At 63.3% G+C, this 14,084-nt stretch carries 11 protein-coding genes and 1 tRNA gene; 3 read left to right on the forward strand and 9 right to left on the reverse strand.

What is annotated here, in order from left to right; genetic code table 11:
• Nucleotides 1-4: 4 nt before the first annotated feature.
• The 8 genes from glgC to cpdR1 form a co-directional block, all read right to left on the reverse strand.
• Nucleotides 5-1,267, reverse strand: a complete 1,263-nt coding sequence (gene glgC / locus RTCK_RS11520) for a glucose-1-phosphate adenylyltransferase (RefSeq protein ID WP_142519779.1) — start codon at nt 1,265-1,267, stop codon at nt 5-7.
• A gap of 15 nt (nt 1,268-1,282) precedes the next feature.
• Nucleotides 1,283-3,496, reverse strand: a complete 2,214-nt coding sequence (gene glgB, locus RTCK_RS11525) for a 1,4-alpha-glucan branching protein GlgB (RefSeq protein WP_142592905.1) — start codon at nt 3,494-3,496, stop codon at nt 1,283-1,285.
• Nucleotides 3,496-5,958 (reverse strand): glycogen/starch/alpha-glucan phosphorylase, encoded by a 2,463-nt coding sequence (locus tag RTCK_RS11530; RefSeq protein ID WP_142592906.1) that lies wholly within the window; start codon nt 5,956-5,958, stop codon nt 3,496-3,498. The genes glgB and RTCK_RS11530 overlap by 1 nt, the downstream gene beginning before the upstream one ends.
• A gap of 205 nt (nt 5,959-6,163) precedes the next feature.
• Nucleotides 6,164-7,300, reverse strand: coding sequence for a TadE/TadG family type IV pilus assembly protein (locus tag RTCK_RS11535; RefSeq protein WP_235988673.1), 1,137 nt, complete (start codon nt 7,298-7,300; stop codon nt 6,164-6,166).
• A 187-nt stretch (nt 7,301-7,487) separates the two neighbouring features.
• Nucleotides 7,488-8,915, reverse strand: coding sequence for a mannose-1-phosphate guanylyltransferase/mannose-6-phosphate isomerase (locus RTCK_RS11540; protein WP_142592908.1), 1,428 nt, complete (start codon nt 8,913-8,915; stop codon nt 7,488-7,490).
• A 293-nt stretch (nt 8,916-9,208) separates the two neighbouring features.
• Nucleotides 9,209-9,382 (reverse strand): DUF1328 domain-containing protein, encoded by a 174-nt coding sequence (locus RTCK_RS11545; protein ID WP_142519784.1) that lies wholly within the window; start codon nt 9,380-9,382, stop codon nt 9,209-9,211.
• Nucleotides 9,383-9,504: 122 nt separating this feature from the next.
• Nucleotides 9,505-9,579: transfer RNA gene (locus RTCK_RS11550), tRNA-Val, on the reverse strand.
• A 103-nt stretch (nt 9,580-9,682) separates the two neighbouring features.
• Nucleotides 9,683-10,045 carry a response regulator CpdR1 gene (cpdR1, locus tag RTCK_RS11555; RefSeq protein WP_142519785.1) on the reverse strand — a complete coding sequence of 121 codons (363 nt, stop codon included), beginning with the start codon at nt 10,043-10,045 and terminating at the stop codon, nt 9,683-9,685.
• Between the two features lie 180 nt (nt 10,046-10,225).
• Between cpdR1 and RTCK_RS11560 the strand changes: the two genes are divergently transcribed.
• Together RTCK_RS11560 and hisN are read left to right on the forward strand one after the other, a co-directional pair.
• On the forward strand, nt 10,226-11,110 hold the full coding sequence (locus tag RTCK_RS11560; protein WP_142519786.1) for an N-formylglutamate amidohydrolase: 885 nt from the start codon (nt 10,226-10,228) through the stop codon (nt 11,108-11,110).
• Nucleotides 11,111-11,351: 241 nt separating this feature from the next.
• Complete coding sequence (gene hisN, locus RTCK_RS11565; RefSeq protein ID WP_142592909.1) at nt 11,352-12,128, forward strand: histidinol-phosphatase; 777 nt, start codon at nt 11,352-11,354, stop codon at nt 12,126-12,128.
• A 5-nt stretch (nt 12,129-12,133) separates the two neighbouring features.
• On the opposite strand, the gene RTCK_RS11570 is transcribed toward hisN, so the two are convergent.
• A complete protein-coding gene (locus RTCK_RS11570; protein WP_142592910.1) occupies nt 12,134-13,102 on the reverse strand; it encodes an alpha/beta fold hydrolase in 969 nt (322 codons plus the stop codon).
• Between the two features lie 383 nt (nt 13,103-13,485).
• On the opposite strand from RTCK_RS11570, the gene RTCK_RS11575 reads away from it, so the two are divergent.
• A complete protein-coding gene (locus RTCK_RS11575) occupies nt 13,486-13,968 on the forward strand; it encodes an Hsp20 family protein (RefSeq protein WP_142519789.1) in 483 nt (160 codons plus the stop codon).
• The last annotated feature ends 116 nt before the right edge of the window (nt 13,969-14,084 follow it).

A 14,084-nucleotide genomic window follows, 5' to 3' on the forward strand; every position in this document is an offset into this window, starting at 1 on the left:
GATGCTACATTTCCAGTTTGTCGATCATCGGCTGGGTGATCAGGCAGATGCCGTTCTCCGTGCGCCGGAAGCGGCGGGCATCCAGTTCCGGGTCCTCGCCCACCACCAGTCCTTCCGGAATGGTGACATTGGAATCGATGACGACGTTGCGAAGCTGGGCACGGCGACCGATGCGGACGTTCGGCAGCACGACCGCGCCATCCAGTCGGGAGTACGAATTCGCCCGGACGCCGGTGAAGAGCAGGCTGCGGTGCAGCGTGGAGCCGGAGATGATGCAGTCGCCCGACACGACGGAGGAAATCGCCGAGCCGCGTCGGTCCTCGTCGTCATGGACGAACTTTGCCGGCGGCGTGATCTCCGCATAGGTCCAGATCGGCCAGGACTTGTCGTAGATGTCGAGCTCGGGGAGGATTGCGGTGAGATCGATGTTCGCCTGCCAATAGGCCTCGATCGTGCCGACGTCGCGCCAGTAGGATTCCCGTTCGAAATCGGAGCGGACGCAGGACTTGGTGAAGCGGTGGGCGACGGCCGTGCCGTTCTTGACGATGTAGGGGATGATGTCCTTGCCGAAGTCGCGGTTGGAGGAGGGGTCGGCGGCGTCGCGCTTCAGCGCCTCGACCAGGAACTTCGTGTGGAAGACGTAGATGCCCATGGAGGCGAGGGCGAAGTCGGGCTTGTCGGGCATGCCCGGCGGATCGGCCGGCTTCTCGACGAAGTCGATGATCTGGTCCTTGTCGTCGACGTGCATGACGCCGAAGCCGGTCGCCTCCATGCGCGGCACTTCCAGGCAGCCGACGGTGACGTCGGCGCCTGAATCGACATGCTGCTGGAGCATGTATTCATAGTCCATCTTGTACACATGGTCGCCGGCGAGGATGACCATGTATTCGGGATTGTAGCCCTCGATGATGTCGATGTTCTGGTAGACGGCGTCGGCCGTGCCTTCGTACCATTGCGTCTCCGAGACGCGCTGGGAGGCCGGCAGGATGTCGAAGCTCTCGTTGCGTTCCGGCCGCAGGAAGCCCCAGCCGCGCTGCATGTGGCGGATCAGCGAATGGGCCTTGTACTGGGTCGCCACGCCGATGCGGCGGATGCCGGAATTCAGCGCATTGGAGAGCGCGAAATCGATGATGCGGGCTTTGCCGCCGAAATAGACGGCCGGCTTGGCGCGTCGGTCCGTCAGCTCCTTGAGGCGGCTGCCGCGGCCGCCGGCCAGGACGTAGGCCATGGCATCTCGCGCCAGCGGCTGGTATCGCTTGTCGTCCATCTTCCTCCCCCTTCGTTATGCCTGTTCCAGTTCCAGCATGATCGTCGCCAGCGGCGGCAGCGTCATCTGAGCGCTTACCGTTCCCCCGGCATCCACGGCCTGTACCCGACCGCCGTTCCCCTTGCCGCTGCCGCCGTAGATCTCGGCATCGGTGTTCAGGATTTCCCGCCATCTTCCTGCCGTTGGCAAGGGAATTCGATGGCTTTCGCGATAGGCGGGCGTGAAATTCGTGATCACCGCCACGGGCCTCTCGCCTGGCGCCATCCGCAGCCACGCGAAGACGGAATTGTCGTGGTCGTCGGCGACGAGCCAGCGGAAGCCTTCCGGCTCGCAGTCGCGGGCATGCAGCGCGGGTTTTGCCCGGTAGCAGAGGTTGAGGTCCCGGACGAGCCGCCGCATGCCCTCGTGCTGGTGGTAGTGCAGCAGGTTCCAGTCGAGCGCCTTCGCTTCGCTCCATTCGCTCCACTGGGCGAATTCCTGGCCCATGAACAGCAGCTTCTTGCCCGGATAGCCCCACATGAAGGCGTAGTAGGCGCGCAGGTTGGCGAATTTCTGCCAGTCGTCGCCGGCCATCTTGGCGATCAGCGAGCCCTTGCCGTGCACCACTTCGTCATGGCTGAGCGGCAGAACGAAGTTTTCGGAGAAGGCGTAGATCAGCCCGAAGGTGATCTCGTTGTGGTGATGCTTGCGGTGGATGGGCTCCCGCTTCATGTAGCTCAGCGTGTCGTGCATGAAGCCCATGTTCCACTTGAAGCCGAAGCCGAGGCCGCCCTCGTGGACGGGATGGGAGACCTTCGGCCATGAGGTGGATTCCTCGGCAATGGTCATGACGCCTGGATGGTTGCCGTAGGAGAGCGTGTTGAGCCTCTGCAGGAAGCGGACCGCTTCCAGGTTTTCCCGGCCGCCGTACTCGTTGGGGACCCACTCGCCATCCTTGCGGGAGTAATCCAGGTAGAGCATGGAGGCCACCGCATCGACCCTGAGGCCGTCGAGGTGGAATTTCTCGGCCCAGTAGAGCGCGTTGTTGACGAGGTAGGAGAGGACTTCCAGCCGGCCGAAGTTGTAGATCGCCGTGTTCCAGTCCGGGTGAAAGCCCTGCCGCGGGTCCTCGTGCTCGTAGAGCGCGGTGCCGTCGAAGTGGCGCAGGCCGTGCTCGTCGGTGGGGAAATGGGCCGGCACCCAGTCGAGGATCACGCCGATGCCGACCTTGTGGCAGCCGTTGACGAAGCGGGCGAAGCCTTCCGGATCGCCGAACCGCGCGGTCGGCGCATAGAGGCCCGTCGTCTGGTAGCCCCAGGACGGGTCGTAGGGGTGCTCGGTGATCGGCAGGAATTCGATGTGGGTGAAGCCCATGTCCACGACATAGGGGATGAGCCTGGAGCCGAGTTCGTCCCATGAAAGGAAGGAGCCGTCGTCGCGCCGCTGCCAGGAGCCGGCATGGACCTCGTAGATGGAGATCGGCTGGCGGCGATGATCTGCCTTTTCCCAATGGGACCGGTGCGCCTCGTCCTCCCACTCCTGCTTCAGTTCCGCCGCGGTAACGGATGCGGTCTTCGCACGCAGTTCCGCCCGGCGGGCATAGGGATCCGCCTTCAGAAGACGCTCGCCGTTCCTGCCGATGATCTCGAACTTGTAGGAGCAACCGGCCGGGACATCGGGCGCAAAGATTTCCCAGATGCCGGTGTCCTGGCGCAGCCGCATGACGTGCAGCCGGCCATCCCAGTCGTTGAAATCGCCGACGACCGAGACGCGGCGCGCATTCGGAGCCCAGACGGCGAAGTGGAAGCCATCCACCCCCTGGTGACGGATCGGGTGAGCGCCCATCTTGTCGAACAGGCGCAGGTGCGAGCCTTCGCGGACGAAATAGTCATCCATGGGCCCCAGTACCGGCCCGAAGCTGTAGGCGTCCGTCACCGCCCACTCGTCGTCGCCGCCGCGACGAGCGCGGTAGCGGATGGGTTTCAGAGAGGTCGCCTCCACCGGCCCCTCGAAGAAGCCTGCCTCATGGCGCCGCTTGAGGATGCCGAGGCGCGTCCCATCCAGGGAAAAGGCGGCCACTTCCTCGGCGCCGGGGATGAAGCAGCGGACATGATAGCCGGTCGGCAACTTGTGGAGGCCGAGCACCGCGAACGGATTGCCGTGCCGGCCTTCCAGGATCGCCTCGATCTCCGACAACGGGATTTCGCCAGGGGCTCTTCCGTCATCGGGCGACTTCGGCGCTGTCGTCATCAGGCTCTCCAGATTTCCGACGCGTACTGGCGAATGGTTCTGTCAGAGGAGAACCATCCCATCCGGGCGGTATTGCGAATTGTCTTTGAATACCATGATTTAGGGTCGGTCCAGATTTGGTCAACGGTTCGTTGTGCGGCGGCATAGGCATCGAAATCTGCGGTCACCATGAACCAGTCGTGGTTGTAGATGCCGTCGATCAGGCCGGTGAAGCGGGAGCGGTCGTCAGGCGAGAAGACGCCGGAGGCGATGGCGTCCAGCGCCTGCGACAGCTCCTTCGATCGCTCGATGATGGCCCGCGGCTCGTGACCTTCCGCCCGGACACTGGCGACCTCTTCCGCCGTCAGGCCGAAGATCACCATGTTCTCCGCCCCGACGTGATCGCGCATCTCCACATTGGCGCCGTCCAGCGTGCCGATCGTCAGCGCCCCGTTCAGCGCGAACTTCATGTTCCCCGTCCCCGAGGCTTCCATGCCGGCGGTGGAGATCTGCTCCGAAAGGTCGGCCGCGGGAACCATCACCTCGGCGAGCGAGACGTTGTAGTTCGGGATGAAGACCACCTTGAGCAGGCCGCGCACGGCCGGGTCGTTGTTGATGACCCGGGCGACGTCGTTGGCCAGCTTGATGATGAGCTTGGCGTTGTGGTAGCTCGGCGCCGCCTTGCCGGCGAAGAGTTTTACGCGCGGCACCCAATCCAGTTCAGGCCGCGAGCGGATCTGGTCGTAGAGCGCTACGGCCTCGATGATGTTGAGAAGCTGGCGCTTGTATTCGTGGATGCGCTTGATCTGTATGTCGAACATCGCCGAGGGATCCAGGCGCACGCCCATGCGGCTGCCGACGAGATTGGCGAGCTGCACCTTGTTGGCGTGCTTCACCGCGGCAAACTTTTCCTGGAAGCCGGAATCCTCGGCGAAGGCGTCGAGGGCGCGCAGCGCTTCGGTATCGTCCAGAAACCTGTCGCCGATCGCCTCGCGGATCAGCGAGGTGAGGCCGGGATTGCACTGCATCAGCCATCTGCGCGGCGTGATGCCGTTGGTCTTGTTGTTGATGCGTTCCGGATAGAGGGTGTGCAGGTCGGAGAAGACGGTGACCTTCATCAGGTCCGTATGGAGGGCCGACACCCCGTTGATGGAATGGGAGCCGATGAAGGCGAGGTTGCCCATGCGCACGCGGCGATCACCGTTCTCGTCGATCAGCGAGATGGCGCGAATCTGCTGGTCGTTAAAGCTCTTGGCCTTGCGCGCCTCGAGCAGGATCTTGGCGTTGATGGCGTAGACGATCTGCATGTGGCGGGGCAGGAGCCGTTCGAACAGCGGAACCGGCCAGCTTTCCAGCGCCTCCGGAAGCAGGGTGTGGTTGGTGTAGGAGAAGGTACCGCGGGTGATTTCCCAGGCGTCGTCGAACTCCAGGCCGTGGACGTCGGTCAGCAGGCGCATCATCTCGGCGATGGATACCGCCGGGTGCGTGTCGTTGAGCTGGATCGCCACCTTGTCCGGCAGGGTGGAGAAATCCGGGTACTGCTGCAGGTGGCGGCGCAGGATGTCCTGGAGAGAGGCGGAGGAGAAGAAGTATTCCTGCCGCAGCCGCAGCTCCTGCCCCGCCGGATTGGCGTCGGCCGGATAGAGAACACGCGTCAGGGCCTCCGCCTTGTTGCTCTCGCGCAACGCGCCGATATGGTCGCCGGCGTTGAAGGCATCAAGCAGGATCGGGTCGATCGGCTGGGCCGACCAGAGCCGGAGCGTGTTGACGCGCTGGGCCCGCCACCCGACCACCGGCGTGTCATAGGCGGTGGCGATGACGCGTTCGGCGGGCTTCCAGACATAGCGCGGCGGTTCGTCATAGCCGCCGATCGTCTCGACGGAGCCGCCGAAGCCGATCTCGTAGGAGCTCTCCCGCCGCTCGAACTCCCAAGGGTTGCCGTGAGCGAGCCAGGTCTCCGGCAGCTCGACCTGCCAGCCATCCGCCATCTGCTGCCGGAAGAGGCCGTGAACGTAGCGGATGCCGTAACCGTAGGCGGGGATGTCGACGGTTGCCATGCTCTCCATGAAACATGCAGCCAGGCGGCCGAGGCCGCCATTGCCCAGTGCAGCATCCGGCTCCAGTCCGGCGATGACGTGGAGATCCACTCCGAGCGAGCTCAGCGCATCGCGCAGTTCCTGCATGACGCCCAGATTGGAGACCGCATCGCGCATCAGGCGGCCGATCAGGAATTCCAGCGACAGGTAATAGACCCGCTTGTCGCCGGTCTTGTAGACGCGCCGCGTGGATTCCATCCACTTGTCGATGATGCGGTCGCGCACCACGAGGATGGCGGCCGTCAGCCAGTCATGCGGCTTGGCGACCTTGGCATCCTTGCCGATGCGGTAGGTGAGGCGCTCGATGATCTCCTCGGCGAGGATTTCCGGTCGGGTGCTGCGGGGGGTGGGCTGCGGAATTTCAACCGCGGCGAGGCTGTCGTTCATGTTCTGCCAACTCTTCTGGTGGGGCAGGCGGGGAGGCGGCCTGCTCGGACCTTCGATGTTCAAATATCCGCGTCAGTTTACGCACCGAGGCGGGAAGCTGGCAATAAATCGATTGAGGAGGCGGAAAAAAGGCGGGGATAGGAGCGCCCTGGAGAGGCGCAAAGCACCCGCCGGGGGCGGGTGCTTGCGGGATGAACGCTCCCTCTCAATTCGTCAGGCGGGTCGTTTCCTTCGCGGCATCCTTGGCGATCGTTTCGAAGGCCTTGATCAGGTTGTCCATCGTTTCGGCCTCGAAGTAGTCCTTGCTTGAGGTGGCGCAGTAATTCAGAAGCGTCTTCCCGTTGGTCGGCGCCTTCAGGGCAACGGTATAGATGTGGAGGCCCGCCTTCTTCGCCGAATCGCATTTCTTCCGGACATCGCCGTCAACTTTCTTGCTCCACTTTCCGTCCGTGCCGGTCATTTGGCCGTCGGTCATGAAGACGATGTATCGGCGGACGGTTTCATTGTCCTTCTTCGCGTGCTCCTTGGACTCGGTGTCGGTCCGCGCAGCGTTGGGCTTGATCGCGTCGGTCGCCTTCTGGAGCGGCTCATTGGCGTTGGTGGTGCCGTAACTGTCATCGACAATCTTGTGCAACGTCTCTCGCGCGTCGCTCGTGCCCCAAGCAGGCGCAGACCTCCAAACCAGCCTCTGGTCGTAGGTATAAACGGCTGTCCTGACCAGTTTTTTGTCGGGATCCGCTTCATCGAGTGCGTTGAACAACGCCGTCGCCGCTGTCCGGAGTGCAGCGTGCTTGTTCACGCCAGGCATGCCTACTGACTCGTGCATCGAACCGGACTCATCGAGGACGAGGGCCATCGTCAGCGCTGGCTGCTTTGCAGTCACCCCGCTCGTCGACGTACCGCTTGTCGCGATGTTCATCGTGCCGTAGCCGAGGACGCCCATCAGCGGTGACAGCGCAAGGTCGTAGGTCGAGCCCACCTGGACCTCGAATTTCTTGCCGTTGCCGGTGGTGGTGGTCTTGATGTCGATGTCGAGAGCGCCCGCAAGCGCCGTGGCGGCTTCTTCGCCCATCGTGTTCGAAGCCTGGCCCAGGAAGAACTGTCTTGCCAGCTCCTCTGCCGCTGCTTCGTTCGCGGCTTCGCCCGCCGCCAGCGCCGTGGATGCGGCAAGGGCTGCCGAATCGGCGGCATCCTGCAACTCCGCTTTCGAGATCAGCATGTTGGTCACGTCGAGCGCCAAGCCTCCCGCGCCGATCAGCACCGGGAGCAGGATGGCGGTCATCATGCCGAAATTGCCGCTGCGGTCCTTCACGAGCCGCGAGAAACCCTGCCACGCCATCATCGCCCCCATCCGTCCATACAGCTGAACTTGCGGAAGCTTTAGCAAGAAGGCGTGGAGGAAGGGCTAAGCGGAAAGCTGGCATTTTAACGATCATCCGGGATCGTGCCGCAATGGGGCTGATCGACCTCCAGTGCGAGCCTTGGGCGCCGAGACGGAAGGCCAGCGAAAGAATTTGGCCGCCCCGGCCTCAGCTGCGCCCGAACTCGTCGACGATGCGGATGATGTCGTCCTCGCCGAGATAGGAGCCGGTCTGCACCTCGATCATCTCCAGCAGGATCTTGCCGGGATTGGCGAGCCGGTGGACCTCGCCCTGCGGGATGTAGACGGATTCGTTTTCGCGCACCGTCTTCACCTCGTCGCCGATCGTCACCTCGGCCGTTCCCTTGACGCAAATCCAGTGTTCGGAGCGGTGATGGTGCTTCTGGAGCGACAGTTTCTTGCCGGGCCGCACGAAGAGGCGCTTCACCTGGAAGCGGTCGCCGTTGAGAATGGAGGTATAGCCGCCCCAGGGGCGGTAGGAGGTGGGGTGGGTTTCGGTGAGTGGGGCCGTGGCCTTGGCGGCGGCGAGCTGCTTCACCAGCTTGCCGACGCTCTGGCTGTCCTCCAGGCGGCCGACATAGACGGCGTCCTCGCTGGCGATGACGGCGACGTTCTCCAGCCCCTGCACCGCCAGATGGCTGGTGCGCGACATGACGAGCGAGTTGCGGGTGTCGACAAGCGTCGCGTTACCGGAGGCGACATTGCCCGCCTCGTCGCGGATGCCGAGCTTCCACACCGCATCCCAGCTGCCGAGGTCGGACCAGACGAAGGAGGAGGGGACGACGGCGGCATTGGCCGTCTTCTCCATGATCGCATAATCGATCGAGATGTCGGGGCTTTTGGAGAAGGCGCCGGCGTCGAGGCGGATGAAATCGAGGTCGCTGACGGCCTTCTGAACGGATTGGCGGGCCGCGCCGGCCACCTCCGGCGCGAAGGTTTCCATCTCGCGCATCAGCTGCCCGGCGGTGAACATGAAGATGCCGGAGTTCCAATAGAAGCCACCCTCCGCCAGCATCCGCTGGGCTTCAGCGAGAGGCGGTTTTTCGACGAAGCGCCTGACGGAATGGGCGCCGGCCGGAAGCACCTCTCCGATCTCGATATATCCATAGCCGGTCGCGGGTTCCGAGGGCGAAATCCCGAAGGTGACGAGCTTTCCGGTGAGAGCCGTGTCGCGGGCGATGCGGATGGCGTCGAAATAGCGCTCGTCGGCCTCGATCTCGTGGTCGGAAGCCAGAAGCTGCAGAACGGCGTCGTCGCCGTAACGTTCGAGAACGAAGGCGGCCGCTGCGGCAACGGCGGGGGCCGTGTTGCGCGCCACCGGCTCCAGAAGCGTGGCGGTGAGGTGGATGCCGAGTTCGCGGGCCTGCTCGGCGACCAGGAAGCGGAAATCCTCATTCGTGACGACGATCGGCGGTTCGTAGAGTTCAGGGTCGGACAGGCGCGTCAGCGTGGCCTGGAACAGCGTCCGGTCGCCCACGAACTGGATGAACTGCTTCGGGGCGCTCGCCCGCGACAGCGGCCACAGCCGCGTTCCCCTGCCGCCTGCCATGATCACGGGGATGATCTTTTGAACCATGTCCGACTGTCCTTGAATAGAGGGTCAACGCGAGTGTGTCAGTTGGGAATGTCTAGCGGCTGACGCCGGAGCATCAAAGTGAAACGATGCAATGCGATTAAAATCAAGAGCCGCGGCGGCGTGATGAAAAACAAGTGCCCGATCTTCTGCAGAACTCGGGGGGAGTCCGGAAAAAGGCGGAGGAACCACGCATGGCGTCTGAGGACTTCGAACGAGACTGCGGAAGCGGGAGACATAGCCGTCCGCTCGGAAAGCAGGGGAGGCCAAGCAGCGAGTACGGGGAGAAGAGCAGGTCAGAAGACCAGGCTGCCGCCGATGATCGCCAGGACCAGGAAGATCACGAACACCAGGAGCGCCAGGAAGAACAGTACCTTGGCAATCGTCGCCGTCGCCGCGGAGACGCCCGAGAAGCCCAGGAAGCCTGCGATGATGGAGATCACGAGGAAGATGAGAGCCCATTTGAGCATGGCGGATACCTTTCGTTTCGGGCCGGAAAACGCAAGGCGGGGGCGAATGTTCCAAGGGCGGCGGGACGGCCCGCCGCCGGCGTCGCCGGTATCAGCTTTTTCACTGAACAAGAAAGGAAGGATGGTGGGCGTGACAAGGATCGAACTTGTGACCCCTACGATGTCAACGTAGTGCTCTCCCGCTGAGCTACACGCCCATCCGATGTCGGCGCATAGACCATAGAGTGGTCGGGCCGTCAACCGTTTTTCGGACGAAACGCGAAGCTTTTTTGACAGGCCCGCGTTCCGCAGTCCGGAGCCTCATGCGGCGGCGAGCATCTTGTTCACTTCGTCCACCAGGTCGCGCAGGTGGAAGGGCTTGGACAGCACCTTGGCATCCTTCGGCGCCTTCGAATCGGAATTTAGGGCGACGGCGGCAAAGCCGGTGATGAACATGACCTTGAGGTCGGGGTCGAGTTCGGTGGCACGGCGGGCAAGCTCGATGCCGTCCATCTCCGGCATGACGATGTCGGTCAAAAGAAGCGAGAAGGGCTCCTCGCGCAGCCGGTCGTAGGCGCTGGCGCCGTTGTCGAAGGAAGCCACCTTGTAGCCCGCCTTTTCCAGCGCCTTCACAAGGAAGCGCCGCATGTCGTTATCGTCTTCGGCGAGAAGGATTTTCTGCATCGTTCGAGAGCCGTATTCCATGAATTGCGAATTTTCGGAGCGCCCAGCCTAGCCAAAACGTGGTAAATACCCATTTAAGACGGCGCAAGCGTATCCTGACAGGATATAGATAGTATGGACTTCCCCAGGGGCAACTGGCAACATGGCCATTCGGGAAGTTCACGACATGGTAAAGGCTAGATGGACCGGGCAACGGGCGAGATCGAACAGTTCGAAATAAGAGAACCGGCCAGCCAGACCATTCCCTTCGTCTACAACTCCCCCCATAGCGGCCGCTGCTACCCCACAGCCTTCCTCAACGAAACCCGCCTCGATTCGATCGCCATCCGGCGCTCCGCGGACCATTATGTGGACGAGCTGTTCGGGGCGGCCCCCGAGCTCGGCGCGCCGCTTTTGGCGGCGCACTTCCCGCGTGCCTATCTCGACGTGAACCGCGAGCCCTACGAACTCGATCCGAAGATGTTCGACGGGCCGCTGCCGCCGTTCGCCAATATTAGCTCGCTACGGGTGGCCGGTGGGCTCGGCACCATTCCCCGGATCGTCGCCGAGAACATGGAGATCTACCGCCGCCGGCTGAGCGTAGGGGAGGGCCTTGTCCGGATCGAGACGATCTACAAGCCCTATCATGCCGCCCTTCGCAGGCTGATCGCCCGAACCCATGCGCGATTCGGCATCAGCATCCTGATCGACTGCCACTCTATGCCCGGCAACATCCAGCTCTCCGGTTCCACGCTGCGGCCCGATTTCATCATCGGCGACCGCTACGGCACCAGCGCCTCGGCCGAGCTGTCGCGCGCGGCCATCGCCATCCTCACCGAGCTGGGGTTCTCGGCGGTCCGCAACAAACCCTATGCGGGCGGCTTCATCACGGAGCATTACGGGCGTCCCGCGCGCGGGCTGCACGCACTGCAGATCGAGGTCAACCGGGGGCTCTACATCGACGAGGTGACGCTCGAGAAACGACCGGCTTTCGATGCGCTGGCCGCCACTCTTGTCACCTTCATGCGGCAGATCGCGGAATTCGCCGAGGAATATTCCGGCACGACGGCTCTCGCCGCGGAATAGAGCCGGGCGATTCGCATCCGGCCAAAAAAAACCGCGCCTTTGAGCGCGGCTAGTCTAGGGAGGAAACACCCAAGGAGGGCATTACAGTCAAAGACTGTGACTTTGACGCTAATATTGCGTTGCACAAATGTCAAGCAGAACCTTCCTCTGACTACAATTTGTCCACACCTGTTGCGGCCGTCCCACATTGCTTCCCCGACGAACCGGGCTACAACAGCGGCGACACAGCCAAGAGGTTTTCATGCGCCCCGACCGTGCCTTCTTCTATGCGCTTGCCGACGCGGCCAAGGCGGAGACCCTGCCGCGTTTCCGTACCGGCGCCTATGTGACGAACAAGCTGGAGGGTGGCTTCGATCCGGTGACGGAAGGGGACCAGGCGGCCGAAAGCGCTATCCGGGCGCTTATCGAGCAGCGGTTCCCGGACCATGGCATTCTGGGAGAAGAGCACGAGAATATCGGGCTCGACCGCGAGAATATCTGGGTCATCGACCCGATCGACGGCACCAGGGCCTTCATCTCCGGAGTTCCCGTCTGGGGCACGCTCATCGGCTTCCAGAGCGGCGGCCGCTCGGTCATGGGACTGATGGACCAGCCGTTCACCGGCGAACGCTATTTCGCGGACGGCGAACGGTCCTGGTACAGCGGCCCGGACGGGGAGCGGCAAATCAGGACGCGCGCCTGTGAGCGGTTGTCGCAAGCGATCCTCTTCACGACATCACCGCACATCTTCACGGGCCAGGATGCCGAGCGCTACCGGGCAGTGGAGCGTCACGTGCGGCTGTTCCGCTACGGAACCGATTGCTATGCCTATGCGCTGCTTGCCTCGGGCCATGTCGACCTGGTGATCGAGAATTCGCTCAAGCCCTATGACGTCGGTGCGCTCATTCCACTGATCGAGCATGCGGGCGGGGTGATCACCACCTGGGATGGCGGGCGGCCGGAGGGGGGCGGCAATATCGTGGCGGCGGGTAGCCGGGCGCTCCACGAGCAGGCGATGAGCATCCTCAACGGCGCCTGAGGGTCTCAGGCGGCAGTCTCCGAAAGATCCATGCCACCGTCCAGCCCCGGCATGAATGCCTCGATCGCGGCGAGCGCCTGGGCGCGATAGACGTCGCGCTCCTGAAGAAGCTCGTGGCGGCCGCCGTTGATGGTCACCAGCTGACCGGCGCGGAAGTTTCGCGACAGATCTTCCTGTACCGAATAGGGGATGACGCCGTCGAGGACCGGGGCGACGATCAGCGTCGGGATGGTGATCTCCGTCAGATGTTCCTGCAGGGAGACTCGGCGCGCCGCCTTGAGCGTCTCGTGCAGCCAGCGGAAGGTGGGAGCGGCGATGGTGAGTTCAGGATGCGCGGCGATGATCGCGGCGTTGCGGGCGAAGCGGCCGGAATCCGATGTCAGGGGATTGCCCGGAAACGGCCTTTGGCTGCGGTCCGCGCCGGTGGAAAGCCGCCCGAGGCCGATCCAGGACATGAGCGCCGCCAAGGGCCGGATGATGCCGATCGGCAGCCGCTCGTGCCGCAGGCCGACATAGGGGGCGAGAAGCGCCATCCGGCTGATGCGGTTGGAGAGCCGCGGGGCGGAAGACAGGGCGATCAGTGCGCCCGTCGAGTGGGCGACCAAGAAAAAGGGCAGGCGCGTATCGGGAAGGACGACCTGTTCCAGGAAGATGGACAGGTCGCGCTCATAGTCCCGGAAGCGCCGTACATGGCCTTTCCGCGAGTTCTTGAGAACCCGCTCGGAACCGCCCTGGCCGCGCAGGTCGAAGGTGGCGACCCAAAGGCCCATGGCGTTGAGATCGCGGATGGTCTCGAAATACTTCTCGATGAACTCGTTGCGGCCGTGCAGAAGGACCACCGTCCCGCGGGCCGGCGACAGCTCGGAGCGGAAGATCGCGTAGCGCAGCTTCAGCCCCTTGTGGCCGGTGAAGTAGCCGGCGGTGAAATTGGCGGGGGCGGGATTGTCGGGCGTCAGATGAAGGATGTCCGGCATCGGTCCTGGGCTCGCGGCGGTGTTGCGTCCAGCGATAGGCTCTCGTCCGGGAAGGTCAAGGAAAAAAGCCGGGGCGGCGGGTTCTGGACCCATCGTCCCGGCGAGCGGACTGAAGAGAAGGGACGTGGCTTCAGTCGATGGCGGCGCTTCGTCCGCCGATCCATCCCCTTGTATGCCGCCGATGCTGAACCCCCGCGAAATCCGCCGTTCATCTGTCGTTCATGGTCCGCAGCGGCTGCTGCGGAAGGTCTTGAAGGGCCGTCAGGCAATTCCCATCTTGATGCTGCGGGCGCCGTAAGGGCCCGCGGAACGCCCGCCGCATCGCCACCCGGGATGAGGCGGGATCAAAAAAACCGCAACACGTCGCTTCCCAGGAGGACAGAATGCGTCACGTCGATTTCTCTCCGCTCTATCGCTCCACCGTCGGCTTCGACCGTCTTTTCAACCTGCTCGACACCCGCGGGCAGCCGGAGCAGGCCCAGACCTATCCGCCCTACAACATCGAGCGCACGGGCGATAACACCTATCGCATCACCATGGCCGTCGCCGGCTTCGACGAGAAGGAACTCTCCATCGAAGCGCATGCGCATGTGCTGACCGTCAAGGGCGAAAAGACCGAGGAAGACAAGGCCGAGCAGAGCGAATACCTGTATCGCGGTATCGCCAAGCGCGCCTTCGAGCGCCGTTTCCAGCTCGCCGATCATGTGGAGGTCCAGTCCGCTTCGCTGAAGAACGGCCTTCTCCACATCGACCTTCTCCGGAACATTCCGGAAGCCATGAAGCCGCGCCGCATCGCAATCGCCGCCGAAGCGGGCGATGCCCCGAAGACCATCGAAGCGCAGGTCGCTCCGCAGCAGGTCAACTAAGACTTTACTGCCTCTCCCAAGGCTCGGACGGCTCCTCCTGGCGGAGGGGCCGTTTTTTGGTCCACGGTCAAGGCAAAACGTTGATCGTGCGGGACAGTCATTATAATGTATTGACA

Source organism: Pseudorhizobium endolithicum (genome assembly GCF_902153245.2).
GTDB classification, from domain to species: domain Bacteria; phylum Pseudomonadota; class Alphaproteobacteria; order Rhizobiales; family Rhizobiaceae; genus Neorhizobium; species Neorhizobium endolithicum.